The sequence below is a fragment of the Streptomyces sp. NPDC005181 genome (genome assembly GCF_040608395.1).
Lineage (GTDB): Bacteria > Actinomycetota > Actinomycetes > Streptomycetales > Streptomycetaceae > Streptomyces.
The window spans coordinates 21,102-37,172 of record NZ_JBEXID010000069.1; the positions used below are offsets into that span (position 1 = coordinate 21,102).

The window sequence follows — 16,071 nt, forward strand, 5'->3', positions numbered from 1 at the left end:
GGCATCTGCTGGACAGTGGAGAGTGCTGATTCCCACCATCTGCGGCGCGATGCTCTCCCGATGAGACACATGAACAGCAGATGGTGGCCGAGGGTCCACAGACCCCGGCCACAGTATGTGGCGGCCGCTGCTCTCGCAGCGCTGTTGGCGGGTCTGACTGCCACACCGGGTGCCGCTCAGGACGCCGATCGGGCCGACTCGGTCGTGCAGGGCAAGGCGGCCGAGTCGCCCGGATCCACCCGGCATCAGGTCACCTTGATCACGGGCGACCGCGTCACGTTGGAGAAGGACCCGGCGGGCCGGCAGAGCGTCTCGGTCGAACCTGCCGAAGGCCGCGAGCACATCACGTTCATCAAGCGTCAGAACGGGCTCGACTGGACGGTCATACCCGTCGACGCGCTTCCCCTGATCGCGGCGGACCGCCTCGACAGGGCCCTGTTCAACGTCTCGGCCCTGGCCAAGGGGAAGTACGCCGAGCGGTCGAGCCTGCCGCTCATCTTCCAGTACGCGGGTGACGCGGATACCGCCGAGCGCCGGCTCACCGCAGCCGGGGCCGGCGAGGTCAATGCCATCCCCGGTACCTCCTTCGCGACCCTCAGCGAACACCGCAAGGGCGCCGCGGAGTTCTGGGAGAGCATCGCCCCCGCCAAGGCGGGCGCCACGACCATGGGGGCCGGCGTACGCCGGGTCTGGCTCGACGGCCGCGCCAAATCTCGATCGTCTCGCCCGCGCCCCAGGACCGCGCGCTGCGGCGGTACGTCTCCACCAGGTTGAGCACGACCGCCCGGGCCTGCTCCAGGGCTTCGGCGTGGCGCTGGAGCAGGCCCGGGCGATCTCCGGCGGGATGGCCGCGAACCAGCCGGGACTCTCCTCCACCGCGTACGCCAGTCCCTTGGCCGCCAGGGCGAGCAGCACACGCTGGACTGCCGGGGCGCTGAGGCCCGAACAGCCGGAGATCTCCTCGGCGGACGCCGACTCGGCGGCCAGCAGCAGGCGGTACACGTCGCCCTCGGCGGCCGTGAGCCCCACCGTCTCCAGCATGTCGCTCTCCCCTTCATTGACCAGCGCGTCCATCCGGGCGCCGCCGGGGAACACATCCCGTTCGGCGGTCGATTCCATCAGCATGACGGGCCACGGGCAACGTGCGTTGCCGCGAGCAACTTGGCACGCCGGGACGGGGCGGACGGTGCCTGGGTTGCCGGAAACGATCTCCGCAGTGGACCGCCCTGCCTTGGCGTTGGGAGAGTGGTGGCGTGAAGAGACAGGCCGACGCCCGGTCGCCCTGTCTCCCGCAACATGACGTGCTTCCTCACGCCACGCGTGCTGTCCACTCCGCACTGCTGAATTTGGTGGCGGCCAGCTCTTCCGCGCGCGCCAGTTCCTCAGGCGTGATGCTGCTATGAGTGAGCCCGTAGCGGTTGCGGAAGGACTCCACCATCCGGCCGATGACGGCCTCGCGCGACAGCCCGGTCTGCCGCCGCAGTGGGTCGACGCGCTTCTTGGCGCTCCTGGTGCCCTTGTCGGAGAGCTATTCCTTGCCGATCCGGAGGACGTCGAGCATTTTGTCGGCGTCGATGTCGTACGCCATGGTCACGTGGTGCAGCACGGCACCGTCGTGACCGACCACCCGCTTCTGCGCCGCGCCCGCGATCTTCCCGGCGTCCGTGGCGATGTCGTTGAGCGGCTGGTACCAGGCCTTGATGCCCATGTCGCCGAGCGCCGCGAGCACCCAGTCGTCCAGGTAGGCGTAACTGTCCGCGAAGGAGAGGCCGGAGACGAGGGCGTCCGGGACGGACAGCGAGTACGTGATGGTGTTGCCGGGCTCCACGAAGGTCGTACCGCGAAGACACTACGACGCTTCTCTGGCGGCGACAAGAGGCTCTGACCTGCGAGTACTTGGCTGGAGCGACGCAGCCTCCGAGCGAGTCAGGAACTGCTACGGCACTCGTGCCGTCCACTCGGGAGTGCCGAACTTGGTGCGTACGAGTTCTTCCGCCTGTGCCAGTTCCTCAGGGGTCACTGCGCCCTGGGTGAGGCCGTGGCGCTTGCGGAAGGAGTCGATCATGTTGTCGATGACGGCCTCGCGTGGCAGGCCGGTCTGCCGGCGGAGGGGGTCGACGCGCTTCTTGGCGCTCCTGGTGCCCTTGTCGGACATCTTTTCCTTGCCGATGCGCAGGACTTCGAGCATCTTGTCGGCGTCGATGTCGTAGGACATCGTGACGTGATGCAGCACGGCGCCGGGCCCGCCGTCGGGGCCCACGATGCGTTTCTGGGCTGCTCCGGCGATTTTCCCGATGTCGGTCGCGATGTCGTTGAGCGGCTGGTACCAGGCCTTGATGCCCATGTCGCCGAGCGCCGCGAGGACCCAGTCGTCGAGGTAGGCGTAACTGTCCGCGAAGGAGAGGCCGGAAACGAGGGACTGGGGCACTGACAGCGAGTAGGTGATGGTGCTGCTCGGCTCCGCAAACATTGCCCCGCCCCCAGAGATGCGACGCACGACAGTGACACCATGGCGAGCGGTGCCGACGGGGTCGACCTCGTTGCGCAGCGACTGGAAGCTGCCGATGATCACGGCGGGAGAGTTCCACTCCCACACCCGTAGTGTCGGCGGGCGGCGTCCGGCGGCCACCTCGGAGGTGATGACCTCGTCGAGTGCCATGTGGAGTGCGGGGGACTGCGGGGCCTCGTGGATGAGCTGCCAGTTGTAGTCGCTCCACTCGGTGGCCTGCGCGAGGGCCCGGCGTACGGCGACGGCGACGCCTTCGGAGGTCAGGCCCAGCATCACGGTGGAGGCGGGCAGCGCCGCGTCGATACGGGCGGTGAGCCCGGCGGTGTCGGTGTTGGCCGGGGCGCCCTCCAGGGCCGCGTCGATCGCGAGGATGGCTTCGTCGGGCTCGAGGAAGAAATCACCGGATACCTGTACGTTGCGCAGCGCGCCGCCCTCGACGTCCAGATCGACCACGACGAGCTTGCCGCCGGGAACCTTGTACTCACCGTGCACAGCCATGCCTTCGCTTCCGTCCGACTCTCATCTCTACAAATCGGCTCCGCTGAGTGATAACGCCGCCGCCATGCGGTTTAATCCGCGCTTTCACCGTGATGAAGGCTGGTCTTGCGGACCGTCTCCTGGACCCAAGACAGGCCCCGCAGCAGGGGCGGACCGCCCAGGTGCACGGCGACTGCGCTCCTCCATCTCCGAGGTCACGGTTTGGGTCCGCTTGAGTTTGGGGGCCCTACGGTCTGCATGCCAAACAGATCCGGCACCTGACCGCGGCCGACCTCCAGCAGCGGGGTGACGGCACCTGCCTCCGGCTGCGGAACAGCGCCCTCTCCCTCCCGCCCCTCCTAGCTGACCTCCTTGCCGGTCTCGCCACGACGACTCAAGACGAACCCTTGCTCCCGCCTTCGCAGGCATCCCAACAGTGGCTGTTCCCCGGCAATATCCCTGGCCAGCCAATGTCCGCACCCGGCTTCAGCCTGCTCATGCGCCGACACGGCTTCCACGTCCAGCCCGCACGCATCGCCGCGCTCATCTCACTCGCCGAGAAGCTAGCGCCGCCCGTACTCGCGCAACTGCTGGGCATCTCGATCGATACCGCGCATAAGTGGGCCGCCTACACTCAACCCAACTGGTCCGCCTATCTCGCTGTCAGAGACCGCGAGTCCACCTACGACACCAAGGAATAGCGCCGCTCTGCAACATCCACACCCCACCAGTAAATGAGCGGCTACAGCGCGAGTTCGCCCAGGACGACTTCGAACTCATGGGACCGGAAGCGTGAGACCCGGGACCGGCACCCGAAGCGCGGGGAGGTATGCGCGTGTCCCGGCGCGGTGATGATCGAGTGCGGGGCGTCGGCAGTGGCCTGGCGGACTCGAACACGGTTCGGCCCGTAACGGCGTCGCCGGCGCCCTGTGCTGGGCGGCCTCGGCCGTCGTGGCGGGTCTGCGCGGTTCCTGGACCGCCACGCCGTTGTGTCACGAGCCCGCGCGGCCCGTGACACGTTGTGGGCCACGCGGGTCGGTGGCCGGTCAGACGGCGTCGAGGGCTTCGGTGATCTTGCGGGTCAATTCAACCGTGACGGGGTTGGGCTTGCCCTGGCGGGCCTGGGCGGCTTCGACGGCGACGAGGACGGTGTGGCGGAAGTTGTCGGCCTCGGCGGGGGCCTGCGCGTTCAGCAGGTTCATGGCCGCGGTCAGGGCCGGCAGCACGCGGTCGGCGATCTCGGCTGTGGACTTGCCGGCCAGCTCCTTGCCCTGCGGGTACGTGGCGAGCACGTGGCCGACCTGGCCGGTCGCCGAGTTCAGGGCTATGGAGCCGGCTGTGGCGATCTTGTGGGGCTTGCCGGCGGCGCCTGCGGCAGCGAGCAGCGTGACGGCGCCGTATGCGGCGATTCGCAGTGTGGTCTCGTCCTGGTCGGTGAGAGTGAGGGACATGGGTGTGCGCTCCTTGGGATGCGGGGCTGGATTGATGGGCTACGGGAGCCCGGCGAGGAAATCTCGCCTTTTGGCGGGCTTGGTGTCAGTCGTCGATGGCCTGGTAGAGCGTGGCCCAGAAGTCGTGCATGAGGTGGATCGAGTTCGGGACGGACGCGCCGACCTGGGTGAGCAGGATGCCGGTGAGCTGGTTCTCGGGGTCGGCGTAGGTCGAGGTGCCTGCGCCGCCGTCCCAGCCGAACTGGCCGATGGGCGCGTAGTCGCCGCGGTAGGTGCGCACCGCCATTCCGAAGCCCCAGCCGCCGTGCTGGCCTTGACCGAAGGAGATGTGCACATTGTTGGTCGCCAACTCCTGCCGGGCCGCCTGCTGCTGGGGCGTGAGGCGATTGGTGGTCATCAACTCGACGGCGGCCTTGGACAGGATCCGCTCACTGCCGTGTGTGCCGCCGTTCAGCAACATCCGGAAGTAGGCGTAGTAGTCGTCGGCGGTGGAGTTCAGCCCGCCGCCCGCGCTCTGGAACGCCGGCGGCGCGCTGTGCCTCCCGCCTTCGGCCTCGTCCCACACGTGGAACTCGCCGGTCTCCGGGTCGGGGGCGTACAGGGGCGGCAGCCGGTGGATCTGGTCGGCCGGCACATGGAAACCGGTGTCCTTCATGCCCAGCGGGCCGAAGATCCGCTCGCGCAGGAACGCCTCGAACGACAGGCCCGTGACCCGGGCGACCAGCACGCCGAGCAGATCGCTGGCGATCTGGTACTGCCAGCGCTCGCCCGGCTGATGCATCAGCGGCAGCTCGCCCAGGCGGCGCATCCACTCGTCCGGCTCGGGCATCGGCGTCGGCAGGTTGGGCGTGATGCCCTTCTCGAAGACCGCGCCCATGATCGGGGTGCCGATCACGGTCATATCCATGCCGAGTCCGAACGTGGAGGTCAGCACGTCCCGTACGGTGATCGGCCGGCGAGCCGGGACGGTGTCGTCCAGCGGGCCATCGATCCGCTTGAGTACCTGCCGGTCGGCGAGTTCGGGCAGCCACTCCTGCACCGGGTCGTCCAGGCGCAGCCGGCACTCGTCGAGCAGCACCATCGCCGCCGCGACCGAGACCGGCTTGGACGTGGAGGCCATCCGGAAGATCGTGTCCCGGCGCATCGGCGCGCCGCCGTCGCGGCGATACGTCCCGAGCTGTTCGACATGCGTCTCCTCAGCCCGGCTGAACAGTGCGACGACTCCGGGCATCTTCCCGGAGTCGACATGCCGGGCCAGCACGTCGCGCACTCTTTGCAACCCGGTTTTGGAGAAGCCGCCGGACTGGTCGGCGAGGACGACGGACATGATGATGCACTCCTATTGATCGAACGGACGGGATCGCCCACTCGGACATCCCGATCTTTGGGGGAAGGCGGACGGTCAGCAGCCGAGTCGGTCGGCGATAACGTGCAGCACCTGCCGCAGATCGCGGGCCATACGGGCACGCAGGCCGATCTCGGCGATACCGTCCGCGAATCCCGGATGGTCGGGGATGACCCGGTGGACGCGATGGGTTACCCGAGTGCCTGCGGGACAGGCGGTGACGGTGTGCACTCCGCCGTACCAGCTCTGCACCGCCATCCTGGACCGGGCCCGGTCCACCTGGATCTCCACCGGCTCCACCGGCCCCGCGAGCTCGGCGCGGTAAGCCCCGACGCCGGAGGCGGCCACGACGGTCATCGCTCCCTGCCGAGCCGTCGAAGCCCTGGCCAGCACCAGCAGGTTGTCCTCGCCGACCCGCCCGCCAGTGACGGCGAGCAGGAGCGCGGCGACCGCTGCGACGGGCGCGGCGAGCGTCCCATCCACTTCCCACCGGGCGGGCAGCGAGTCCAGCTCGGCCAGCAGGGGCGACGTTGTCTGCATGGCAACGAGCCTCGCCGCCGGCCTGCCCCGGGACCAGCCGTGCCATGACCTGCGGGACGGCGGGGCATTCCACCGGTACCCGACTGACCTGCGCAGTTGCCTAATCGGCCCGGCGTTGCCCGGGGTGTCCTGGGACGGGACGGAACACCTGGAGCAGACGACGTGCACCTGCCTCAGCTGCCGAGCTCGCACTCCCTCAGCAAACGGAAGTTCCGGCGGGCTTCATCGGCGAGAGCGAGCATCTCCAGCGCGGTGGCAAGTTCGAGGGCGCGGCCAAGGTGCCGCTCGGCCGTGACGGGGTCACCGACGAGCCGGCACGTCTCGCCATACGCGAGCAGTACACCGATGGCGTACTGCTGCTCCCCGGTCGCCTCGATGATCCGGTGAGCCTCTTCGTGCAGGGCCAGTGCTTCTTCGATCTGGCCGAGGTGCCGGGCGGCCACGGCGGCATCGGTCAGGCTGACCGCCTCGAAGAACTGATGACCGGTCGCCCGGCTGATCTCCACCGCCTGTTGGGACAGCTCCAGAGCGGTCGGGGCGTCACCAAGCCCGAGCGCGGCGGCGGCGAGCACGTCCAGGCAGAGGCGTTCGAGCTGCGGGTCGTTGCGAGTGCGGGCTGTCTGGATCACCGACAGGACGGCCTCCCGTGCCTGTTCGAAGCGTTCCAGCCGGACCAGTGCCTTACCCATACGCCCCTGTGTCAGTACGCGGTAGACGTCGAAGTCCGAGCCTTCCGGCAGGATGACCTCCCCCTGGCGCAACAGGTCGAGGCACCCCTCGAAGTCGTCTGCCCGCATGCGTTGCTCCGCGAGTCGCTGCAGCACCTCGAACTCGATGTGGACATCGCCAGCCTCCGCCATCAACGCCTGCACCGCCTCGAACTCCGGCAGCGCCTCCGTCGACCGGCCACCGAGGTGCCGGGCAAGACCGCGGCGGAACCGCAGCCAGATCAGCGATCGGCGATCGTCCCGGCGTTGCGCGGCGGACAGTGCGATGTCGATCATCGGCTCCCAGCGGCCGAGACCACCACGCCGCATGAAGTAGACATCCGCTGCCAGGGTGAGTCCGATCACGGAGGTGTCCAACCGCAGCTCGACGGCCAAGGCGAACACCGCTTCGATGTTGGCCCATTCCCGATCCAGCCAGGCGAGCGCACCCGTCATGCCGTCCATCTCGGGAACGCGCTCGGGCGGGTGGGCGATCGTGATGGGCAGCGGTGACATCTTGTGCCGCATCCCCTGGTCCGCCGCCAGCACACCGCTCAGGTAGTAATCGGCCAGCCTGGCGATCGCCGCCACAGCGTCCGGCTCGGTACCGTCCGCGCGAGCCGCCTGCCGCAACAGGTCGTGGAGCCGGTAGCGGCCCGCCGTCGGCTCCTGGATCAGATGCGCGTCGACCAGTTCCTCCAGCAACCCCCGGGCGTTGCCCAACGGGATGTCGGCCAGAGCGGCGGCACCATGAACGCACATGTCGGTGCCCGAAGCCAGCCCGAGCAACCGGAACATGCGCCGCTGGGCGGAGTCCAGCTGCCGAAGCGACATCTCCAGCACGTCCGACACCGCAGGCTCGCCCTCACGCAGCCGTTCCACCAGCGTGTCGAGCGTCCACGCGGGCCGGTGGCGCAGCCGTGCGGCTGCCACCCGGATGGCCAGCGGCAGGTTCCCGCACCGGCGCAACACCTCGCCGACATCACCGGAACGAGCCCCGCCCGCGGACTCGAGGAACAGCTCCGCCGCCTCCAGGGCCGGCAGCACGTCCAGCGAGATCGGCTGGACGCCGTCCAACTCCACCATCCGCCGACGGCTTGTGACCACGCCGAAGCTCCGGCCGGCACCGGGCAGCAGATCGCGCACGTGATCGGCGTCGGCGGCGTTGTCCAGCAACACGATCGCGCGCCGCGCCGCCAGCTCCGACCGCCACAGCGCGGCCCGCTCGGCGATCCCGACGGGAATCCGGCCGGGCGGCACCCCGAGCGCCGCCAGCAGCACCCGCAACGCCTCCGTCGGCTCGACCGGCTCCCGGCCCGGAGTGAACCCGTGCAGGTCCAAGTAAAGCTTCCCACCGGGGAATTCGGCGGTCAGCAGATGTGCGCCGTGTACGGCCAGCGCGGTCTTGCCCACCCCGCCCATACCGTCGATTGCCACCATCGTCGTGTTCCGCGCGGCGCCGAGGAGGGCGGCCAGCTCCTTTCGTCGCCCGGTGAAGGCGGTGATGTCGTGCGGCAGGTCATTGCGTACCGGTGCAGTGGCGGTGGTCGCGGCGGTGCGCGTCTGAGGCTCGTCCTTGGCCCGCTCCCACACCTCACGCATCGGCCTCGGGTCACGACCGGCCACCTTGCACAGCGCGACCACCGTCGGCCACGGTGGAACGGCCTGGCCGGAGAAGTAGCGCGACAGCGAGGAGCTGCTGCCGTGCACATCACTGGCCAGCTCCCGCAGGCTTCGCCCGGTCAGGTCACGCAACTGCCGCAGCTGCCCCGCCAACTCCGCACGCACGCTTACCAGCCTCTCCCCAGCTTCCCGCCATGATCCTAGATCGAGAGACGTGGTCGGAGGCAGGTCCGGGCAGCCATCCCCGGTCACCATCGGCAGCACTGTGACCTTGAACTCCGGCGTCGGCACCAGTCCGCAACGTGACCTCACGGTAGGACGGTGGCCCGCGGGCGCGCCCGCGCACCATGTGGCCCGGCTCCCGCGACACCTGGCAGGGCAAGGGCTGCTGCGCGCCCCTGGCGCCGCGTCGCATGCGTCTGCCGGAGCCGAGTCGGACGCCTGCGGCTGCCGCCCGGGATGCTCTTGCTGCTGGCCGGCGGCGGGGTCAGGGCGCGGCGGGGTCCTTCGCAGTCGCCTCCCCGGCGGGCAGTAGCCGGGGAATCAGGCGGACGTAGGCGACCATGCCGAGGACTTCGACGAGGGTTTGGGTGACCACGACGACCGCGGCCACCGCAAGTGCGTCGGGCAGTGCCAGGGCCAGCGGCAGCACGACCAGGGAGTTGCGGGTCGCGCCAGTGAAGACGATCGCCCGCCCGGCGCCGGTGTCGAGGCGGAACAGCCGGGCCACGGTCTTTCCGGCGAACGCCATGACCAGCAGGAACACGGCGTAGAAGGGGACGACGGCGGCAACGTTGGTCAGGCTGCCGCCGAGCTTGGGGACCTGGGAGGCAACCACGGTCAGCAGAGTTGCGGCCATGAGCGGCACCATCGTGGTGGTCGCCGCGTCGGTGACCTGCTGTCCGGCCGGGCGGCGCGCGGCCCACGCCTGCAGGGCCCAGGCGAGCGTGAGGGGGATGACGATCAGGAACACGAAGGCTTCGAGGAACGGGCCGACCTCGACGATGTCGGCCAGTCCGGCACCCATGAACAGGTACAGGAACCCCGGCAGCAGCAGCATCTGGGCCACGAGCAGCAGCGGGGTGGCGGCCAGCAGGCGGCGGCTGGAGCCACCGGCCAGTCCAGAGAACACGATCACGTAGTCGACGCACGGGCACAGCAGCACCAGCAGCACTCCGACCCGCACGGCCTGGTCCGTGGGCAGGAACGTGAACATCGCCGCGACGACCAGCGGCACCATCACGAAGTTCACCACCAGGGCCGCGGACAGGAAGCGCCCGTCGCGCAGCGAGCGAACCAGCTCGGCGGCCGGGACCTGGAGGAAGGTGACGAACAGCAAGGCACCAAGTACCGGGTTGATCGCGTGCTCCAGCCCTGGGCCAGCGGCCGGGGCCAGCCAGCCCAGCAGCGCACCGGCGGCCATCGCCGCGAGGTAGATCGCGACCTGGTGGCGCTCCATCCGCTCGACCAGGCCCTGCGGCCCCTGCTGCGACACCCTGACTGCTCCCTTGTACTCCTACGGGCCGCCGGGCGGCAGCCACTCGCCCATCCTCACAGGTCACGCCACCGGCTCGGACTCCAGCACTGTGCCGCCTCACCGCGATGGCGTGCTGTCCTTCGGCGCCGGCCGAAGGCCGTCACCACCGGCATCCAGATGCCGCGCAGGAACTCCCTTATGGAGCGCTGGATACAGACGTGCCGGCGCGAGTTCCTGGATCGCACCTTGATCTGGAACCAGAGCCACCTCCTGCACGCGCTCCGCGAGTTCGAGTCCTTCTGCAACTGGCATCGACCGCACCGAGCGCTGAAGCCCGCTTGCCCACTACCCAAACCGATCAACGTGCCAGCGCAGATGAAACATCTTGAGGTCTGGCGACGAGATGGGCTCGGCGGAACCCTGCACGCGTACCAACATGCCGTCTGAGCAGGCCGGATGATGTATCGGCACCCGCAGACGCGGACGACCGCCCACCATCCGCTCGCTATCGGCACTCGCAGGCCCTGGCGGTCCATCGCCGGACCGCTCGGAATCGCGTTTACAGCCTGCGGCCTGCCTTCCAGTGCCGACGTCGGTCTTTTTACACAAGCAATGGAACTCCTCACGGCGCCAGCGACGTTCTTCATTGACGGTGCCGCTACGTGGCGAGCTGCGCATTTGATGTTTCCTTGACGTCGACCTGCTGCCTGTCCATGGGACGCGTGACGAACGCCGGTGACATGGGGAAGGGCCGGGCAACGGCAGCGAACCTCCATGGAGTGGCCTAACAGGGAGGCAACGGCTGGATGTCGCTGCGGTCACGGACTGTCAAGGTGGCATCAGGTCAATCGGCAGGCGTGCCAGGAAAGCGCTAGCGCCCTGTCCGTGAGCGCTGGTGCGGCGCTTCACTGTCCCAGCCGGTCCACCGGCACCGCTCCTGGCCCCCGTGTTCCCCACGCCCGGTAGGGCTCGGGCGGCTTCGTTCATCGTCTCTGTTCCGGGGTTTCTTCATGTCCGACGTGGTTTTTATCGTGCTCAGCTTCGTGGTCTTCGGCCTTCTCGGGCTCGCGGCCAAGGGGGCGGAGCGGCTGTGAGTATCGAGAACATTGTCGGCCTGATAGTCGCGGTGTGCCTGGTGGTCTACCTGGTCCTCTGCCTGATCTTCCCGGAGCGGTTCTAGTGAATGAGACTCTCGCGGGCTGGCTCCAGATCCTGGCCCTCATAGGCGCGCTGGCGCTGAGCTACCGTCCGCTCGGCGACTACATGGCGCACGTCCTGACCGCCGGCAAGCACTGGCGGCTGGAGCGTGTGTTCTACCGCGTAGGCGGTGTGGACGGAGACGTCGAGCAGCCGTGGGGCGCGTATCTGCGCAGCCTGCTGGCTTTCTCGCTGGTTTCCATGCTCTTCCTCTACGGGTTCCTGCGGCTGCAGAACCACTTTCTGCTGTCGCTTGGTATGAAGGGGATGGCGCCGGACCTGGCGTTCAACACAGCGGCGGCCTTCGCCAGCACCACTCAGTGGCAGGCGTACTCGGGCGAATCAGCGCTGGGCCACTTGGTGCAGATGTCAGGCCTGGTGGTGCAGGACTTCGTCGGGGCCGCTGTCGGCATCGCTGTGGTGGCCACATTGATCCGCGGTTTCACGCGGAAGAAGACCGCCCACGTCGGCAACTTCTGGGTGGACTTGACCCGCATCGTGCTGCGTGTGCTGCTGCCGATCTCGTTCGTCTTCGCGATCGTGCTGGTCGCCGCAGGCTCCATTCAGAACTTCCACGGCTTCCAGTCGATCACGACCATCGCGGGCGACCACCAGACCCTCACCGGTGGCCCGGTCGCCTCCCAAGAGTCGATCAAGGAGCTCGGTAGCAGCGGTGGTGGCTTCTACAACGCCAACTCGGCCCACCCGTTCGAAAGCCCCAACGCCTTCACCAACTGGCTCGAGCTCTACCTCCTGATGGTGATCCCCACCTGCCTGCCGCGCACCTTCGGCACGATGATCGGTGACAAGCGGCAGGGCTACGCGATCACCGCCGTGATGGGCGTGATCTGGGCCGCCTCGGTCGCCATCATCACCGTGAGCGAGCTGCACAGTGTGGGCAGCCAGGCCGGCCACTTGGCGGGCGGCATGATGGAGGGCAAGGAGCAGCGGTTCGGCGTGTGGGGCTCGGCGCTGTTCGCGGCGTCGACCACGCTCACCAACACGGGCGCCGTCAACTCCTTCCACGACTCGTTCTCGCCGATGGGCGGCGGTATGGCGCTCTTCAACATCATGCTCGGTGAGATCGCCCCTGGCGGTGTCGGTTCCGGCCTCTACGGCTTCCTCGTCCTGGCGATCATCACGGTGTTCATCGCGGGACTCATGGTCGGCCGCACCCCGGAGTACCTGGGCAAGAAGCTCGGCGGCCGCGAGATGAAGTTCGCCTCCCTCTACATCCTCACCACCCCGGCGCTCGCCCTGATCGGCGCCGGCGTCGCCATGGCGCTGCCGGGTGAGCGTGCGGGCATGCTCAACTCCGGCCCGCACGGCTTCTCCGAAGTCCTGTACGCCTTCACCTCGGCCGCCAACAACAACGGCTCGGCCTTCGCAGGTCTGACCGTCAACACCGTCTGGTACAACGTGGCGTTCGGCCTGGTTGGCCTCTTCGGCCGCTTCCTGCCGATCGTGTTCGTCCTGGCGCTGGCCGGCTCTCTGGCCCAGCAGCAGCAGCCGGTCCCGGCCACGGCGGGCACCCTGCCCACCCACCGGCCGCAGTTCGTCGGCCTGCTGACGGCCGTGATCGTGATAGTCGTCGGCCTCACCTACTTCCCGGCCCTTGCGCTGGGTCCGCTCGCGGAAGGTCTGTCCTGATGTCCCTGACCACCCTCGAACGCCCCGCCGCGCCGGGGGACGCTCCGACCGGGCCGCGGCAGCCGCACCGGGTCTCCGGCGGAATGCTGGACCCGAAGCAGCTGGTCACCTCGCTCCCCGACGCGTTCAAGAAGCTCGACCCCCGGGTGATGTTCAAGAACCCGGTCATGTTCGTGGTCGAGGTCGGCGCGGTCCTGACCACCCTCTCGGCGATCAAGGACCCGAGCATCTTCGCCTGGGTCATCACCGTGTGGCTCTGGCTGACCGTCGTCTTCGCCAACCTCGCCGAGGCCGTCGCCGAGGGCCGCGGCAAGGCGCAGGCGGAGACCCTGCGGCGGACCAAGACCGACACCGTCGCACGTCGGCTCACCGACTGGCGGCCGGGAGCGACCTCCCTCCACGAGGAGGAGGTGCACGCCTCCGGGTTGCGCCTGGGCGACCACGTGGTCGTCGAGGCCGGGCAGGTCATCCCCGGCGACGGTGATGTCGTCGAGGGTGTCGCCTCCGTCGACGAGTCGGCGATCACCGGTGAGTCGGCCCCGGTCATCCGCGAGTCCGGCGGCGACCGCTCGGCGGTCACCGGCGGCACCAAGGTGCTGTCGGACCGGATCGTCATCAAGATCACGTCCAAGCCCGGTGAGACCTTCATCGACCGGATGATCGCCCTGGTCGAGGGCGCCGCCCGGCAGAAGACGCCCAACGAGATCGCGCTCAACATCCTGCTCGCCTCGCTGACCATCGTCTTCCTCCTCGCAGTCGTCACCCTGCAACCGTTCGCGATCTACGCGGGCGCCGAGCAGACCATCGTCATCCTCGTCTCGCTCGTCGTCGCGCTCATCCCGACGACGATCGGCGCCCTGCTGTCGGCGATCGGCATCGCCGGCATGGACCGCCTGGTGCAGCGCAATGTGCTCGCCGTGTCCGGCCGCGCCGTCGAGGCCGCCGGTGACGTCAACACCCTGCTGCTCGACAAGACCGGCACCATCACCTTCGGCAACCGCCAGGCGGCGGAGTTCCTGACGGTCGGCTCTGTCACCGTCGAGGAGCTGGCCGACGCGGCGCAGCTGTCGTCGCTGGCCGACGAGACCCCCGAGGGCCGCTCCGTCGTCGTCCTGGCGAAGGAGAGGTACGGTCTGCGGGCCCGCCACGAGGGCGAGCTCGGCCACGCCGAGTTCGTGCCCTTCACCGCCCAGACCCGGATGTCCGGTGTCGACATCGACGGCCGCCAGGTCCGCAAGGGCGCCGCGTCCGCGGTCACCGCATGGGTCGCCGAGAACGGCGGCGAGGCCGGCGAGGAGGTGCAGTCGCTGGTCGACCGCATCTCGCAGTCGGGCGGTACCCCGCTCGTCGTCGCCGTCAAGGAGAACAGCACGGCCCGCGTCCTGGGTGTCATCCACCTGAAGGACGTCGTCAAAGACGGCATCCGCGAGCGCTTCGCGGAGCTGCGCCGGATGGGCATCCGTACGGTGATGATCACCGGTGACAACCCGCTGACCGCCAAGGCGATCGCCGAGGAGGCTGGGGTGGACGACTTCCTCGCGGAGGCGACTCCCGAGGACAAGATGGCGCTGATCAAGCGGGAGCAGGCGGGCGGCAAGCTCGTCGCGATGACCGGTGACGGCACCAACGACGCTCCCGCGCTGGCCCAGGCCGACGTCGGCGTGGCCATGAACACCGGTACCTCGGCCGCCAAGGAGGCCGGGAACATGGTGGACCTGGACTCCAACCCCACCAAGCTCATCGAGATCGTCGAGATCGGCAAGCAGTTGCTGATCACCCGCGGTGCGCTGACGACCTTCTCGATCGCCAACGACGTCGCGAAGTACTTCGCGATCATCCCCGCGATGTTCGCCTCCGCCTACCCGGGCCTGGACAAGCTGAACATCATGCAGCTGCACAGCCCGCAGTCCGCCATCACCTCGGCGATCATCTTCAACGCCCTGATCATCGTGGTGCTGATCCCGCTCGCCCTGCGCGGCGTGCGCTACCGCCCCTCCTCGGCCGCCGCCCTGCTCAACCGCAACATCTGGGTGTACGGCCTCGGCGGACTCGTCCTGCCGTTCGTCGGCATCAAACTCATCGACCTGGTCATTCAGTTCATCCCCGGACTGCGCTGACCGCCGACAGAAGGTGACCACCATGACCACATACCTACCGAAGTCGGTCCGCCAGCATCTGTCGGCCCTGCGCATGCTGCTCGTGATGACCGTCGTGACCGGCGTCGTCTACCCGCTGGCCGTCACCGGCGTCGCCCAGGCGGCGTTCTCCGGCCAGGCGAACGGATCCGAGGTCCGGCAGAACGGCAAGGTCGTCGGATCGAGCCTGATCGGACAGACCTTCGATCTGCCCAAGAAGGACCCGAACAACGCCGACGAGGCTGCCCAGCCGGACCCGAAGTGGTTCCAGCCGCGGCCTTCCGCGGGCAGCTACAGCCCGCTGGCGTCCGGTGCCTCCAACCTCGGTCCGAACAACGAGGACCTGATCAAGGCGATCGACCAGCGCCGCAAGGACGTCGCCGCGTTCGACGGCGTCAACCCGGCGCAGGTGCCCGTCGACGCCCTCACCGCCAGCGGGTCGGGCCTCGACCCGCACATCTCCCCGGCCTACGCCTATGAACAGGCCGACCGGGTGGCGCTGGCTCGCAACCTGTCCCCGGACACCGTCCGCAAGCTGGTCGCGGACCATGTCCAAGGCCGGATTCTCGGCTTCCTCGGCCAGGATCGGGTCAACATCGTGGAACTCAACCTCGCGCTCGCCGACCTCAAGTGACGCTGTGACCCGGTCGGACCAACCGCACCACGCCGCCCGGCGGCGCAGGGAACACCTGCGCCGCCGGGCGGCGTGACACCCACGCAAGGAAGGTGGCCGCAGTGATACGCAGGGCCGCAGTGACCGACTTGACGCATGACGAGCCACATACCCATAGCCACCGGACTCTCGCAACGTGAAATAAAGGACGTGCTGCGCCTCTCGTACGGAGTTCGCGCAGACGGGCCTTGTGGCAATGCCACTTAGCTTGCGTTGATGTTGGGGCGGGGTGCCGCTACCGTTCTGGCGGTGAGTCAGGATGTGGGCGGGTCGCTGCCGGACTGGAT

12 protein-coding genes and 3 pseudogenes are annotated in these 16,071 nt (G+C 68.5%); 7 read left to right on the forward strand and 8 right to left on the reverse strand.

The window, feature by feature from the left end; all coding sequences use genetic code 11:
- Window positions 1–144 precede the first annotated feature (144 nt).
- Window positions 145–774: a hypothetical protein gene (locus ABZV38_RS30470; protein WP_356331676.1), complete on the forward strand. Its 630-nt coding sequence runs from the start codon at window positions 145–147 to the stop codon at window positions 772–774.
- 72 nt (window positions 775–846) lie between these two features.
- Here ABZV38_RS30470 and ABZV38_RS30475 read toward each other — a convergent pair.
- From ABZV38_RS30475 to ABZV38_RS30485, 3 genes and pseudogenes are all read right to left on the reverse strand, one after another.
- Window positions 847–1,125 (reverse strand): annotated as a pseudogene (locus tag ABZV38_RS30475) (helix-turn-helix domain-containing protein); the annotation flags it as partial.
- 184 nt (window positions 1,126–1,309) lie between these two features.
- Window positions 1,310–1,831 (reverse strand): annotated as a pseudogene (locus ABZV38_RS30480) (biotin/lipoate A/B protein ligase family protein); the annotation flags it as partial.
- A 105-nt stretch (window positions 1,832–1,936) separates the two neighbouring features.
- Window positions 1,937–3,001 carry a biotin/lipoate A/B protein ligase family protein gene (locus ABZV38_RS30485; protein ID WP_356331674.1) on the reverse strand — a complete coding sequence of 355 codons (1,065 nt, stop codon included), beginning with the start codon at window positions 2,999–3,001 and terminating at the stop codon, window positions 1,937–1,939.
- A gap of 455 nt (window positions 3,002–3,456) precedes the next feature.
- Between ABZV38_RS30485 and ABZV38_RS30490 the strand changes: the two genes are divergently transcribed.
- Entirely contained in the window at window positions 3,457–3,687 is a 231-nt protein-coding gene (locus tag ABZV38_RS30490) for a hypothetical protein (RefSeq protein ID WP_356331665.1), read from the forward strand.
- A gap of 345 nt (window positions 3,688–4,032) precedes the next feature.
- Here ABZV38_RS30490 and ABZV38_RS30495 read toward each other — a convergent pair whose 3' ends face one another.
- From ABZV38_RS30495 to ABZV38_RS30515, 5 genes are all read right to left on the reverse strand, one after another.
- The gene (locus ABZV38_RS30495; RefSeq protein WP_356331666.1) at window positions 4,033–4,437 is read right to left on the reverse strand and encodes a hypothetical protein; all 405 of its coding nucleotides are present in this window, start codon (window positions 4,435–4,437) and stop codon (window positions 4,033–4,035) included.
- 85 nt (window positions 4,438–4,522) lie between these two features.
- A complete protein-coding gene (locus tag ABZV38_RS30500; protein WP_356331667.1) occupies window positions 4,523–5,764 on the reverse strand; it encodes a serine hydrolase domain-containing protein in 1,242 nt (413 codons plus the stop codon).
- A 75-nt stretch (window positions 5,765–5,839) separates the two neighbouring features.
- Complete coding sequence (locus tag ABZV38_RS30505) at window positions 5,840–6,322, reverse strand: hypothetical protein (RefSeq protein ID WP_356331668.1); 483 nt, start codon at window positions 6,320–6,322, stop codon at window positions 5,840–5,842.
- 173 nt (window positions 6,323–6,495) lie between these two features.
- Complete coding sequence (locus ABZV38_RS30510) at window positions 6,496–8,817, reverse strand: tetratricopeptide repeat protein (RefSeq protein ID WP_356331669.1); 2,322 nt, start codon at window positions 8,815–8,817, stop codon at window positions 6,496–6,498.
- A gap of 322 nt (window positions 8,818–9,139) precedes the next feature.
- Window positions 9,140–10,111, reverse strand: a complete 972-nt coding sequence (locus ABZV38_RS30515; protein ID WP_356331675.1) for a bile acid:sodium symporter — start codon at window positions 10,109–10,111, stop codon at window positions 9,140–9,142.
- A 177-nt stretch (window positions 10,112–10,288) separates the two neighbouring features.
- On the opposite strand from ABZV38_RS30515, the pseudogene ABZV38_RS30520 reads away from it, so the two are divergent.
- The 5 genes and pseudogenes from ABZV38_RS30520 to kdpC form a co-directional block, all read left to right on the forward strand.
- Window positions 10,289–10,576 (forward strand): annotated as a pseudogene (locus ABZV38_RS30520) (integrase core domain-containing protein); the annotation flags it as partial.
- A 643-nt stretch (window positions 10,577–11,219) separates the two neighbouring features.
- Complete coding sequence (kdpF, locus tag ABZV38_RS30525) at window positions 11,220–11,309, forward strand: K(+)-transporting ATPase subunit F (RefSeq protein WP_255921068.1); 90 nt, start codon at window positions 11,220–11,222, stop codon at window positions 11,307–11,309.
- Window positions 11,309–12,976, forward strand: a complete 1,668-nt coding sequence (gene kdpA / locus ABZV38_RS30530; RefSeq protein ID WP_356331670.1) for a potassium-transporting ATPase subunit KdpA — start codon at window positions 11,309–11,311, stop codon at window positions 12,974–12,976. Before kdpF ends, kdpA begins: the two co-directional genes overlap by 1 nt.
- Complete coding sequence (gene kdpB / locus ABZV38_RS30535) at window positions 12,976–15,093, forward strand: potassium-transporting ATPase subunit KdpB (protein ID WP_356331671.1); 2,118 nt, start codon at window positions 12,976–12,978, stop codon at window positions 15,091–15,093. Before kdpA ends, kdpB begins: the two co-directional genes overlap by 1 nt.
- A gap of 22 nt (window positions 15,094–15,115) precedes the next feature.
- Window positions 15,116–15,745 carry a potassium-transporting ATPase subunit KdpC gene (gene kdpC, locus ABZV38_RS30540; RefSeq protein ID WP_356331672.1) on the forward strand — a complete coding sequence of 210 codons (630 nt, stop codon included), beginning with the start codon at window positions 15,116–15,118 and terminating at the stop codon, window positions 15,743–15,745.
- The last annotated feature ends 326 nt before the right edge of the window (window positions 15,746–16,071 follow it).

Coding starts and splice junctions, on each gene's coding strand:
- ABZV38_RS30490 (WP_356331665.1), top strand. CDS start 3,457: ATGTCCGCACCCGGCTTCAGCCTGCTCATGCGCCGACACGGCTTCCAC.
- ABZV38_RS30495 (WP_356331666.1), bottom strand. CDS start 4,437: ATGTCCCTCACTCTCACCGACCAGGACGAGACCACACTGCGAATCGCC.
- ABZV38_RS30500 (WP_356331667.1), bottom strand. CDS start 5,764: ATGTCCGTCGTCCTCGCCGACCAGTCCGGCGGCTTCTCCAAAACCGGG.
- ABZV38_RS30505 (WP_356331668.1), bottom strand. CDS start 6,322: ATGCAGACAACGTCGCCCCTGCTGGCCGAGCTGGACTCGCTGCCCGCC.
- ABZV38_RS30515 (WP_356331675.1), bottom strand. CDS start 10,111: ATGGAGCGCCACCAGGTCGCGATCTACCTCGCGGCGATGGCCGCCGGT.
- kdpB (WP_356331671.1), top strand. CDS start 12,976: ATGTCCCTGACCACCCTCGAACGCCCCGCCGCGCCGGGGGACGCTCCG.
- kdpC (WP_356331672.1), top strand. CDS start 15,116: ATGACCACATACCTACCGAAGTCGGTCCGCCAGCATCTGTCGGCCCTG.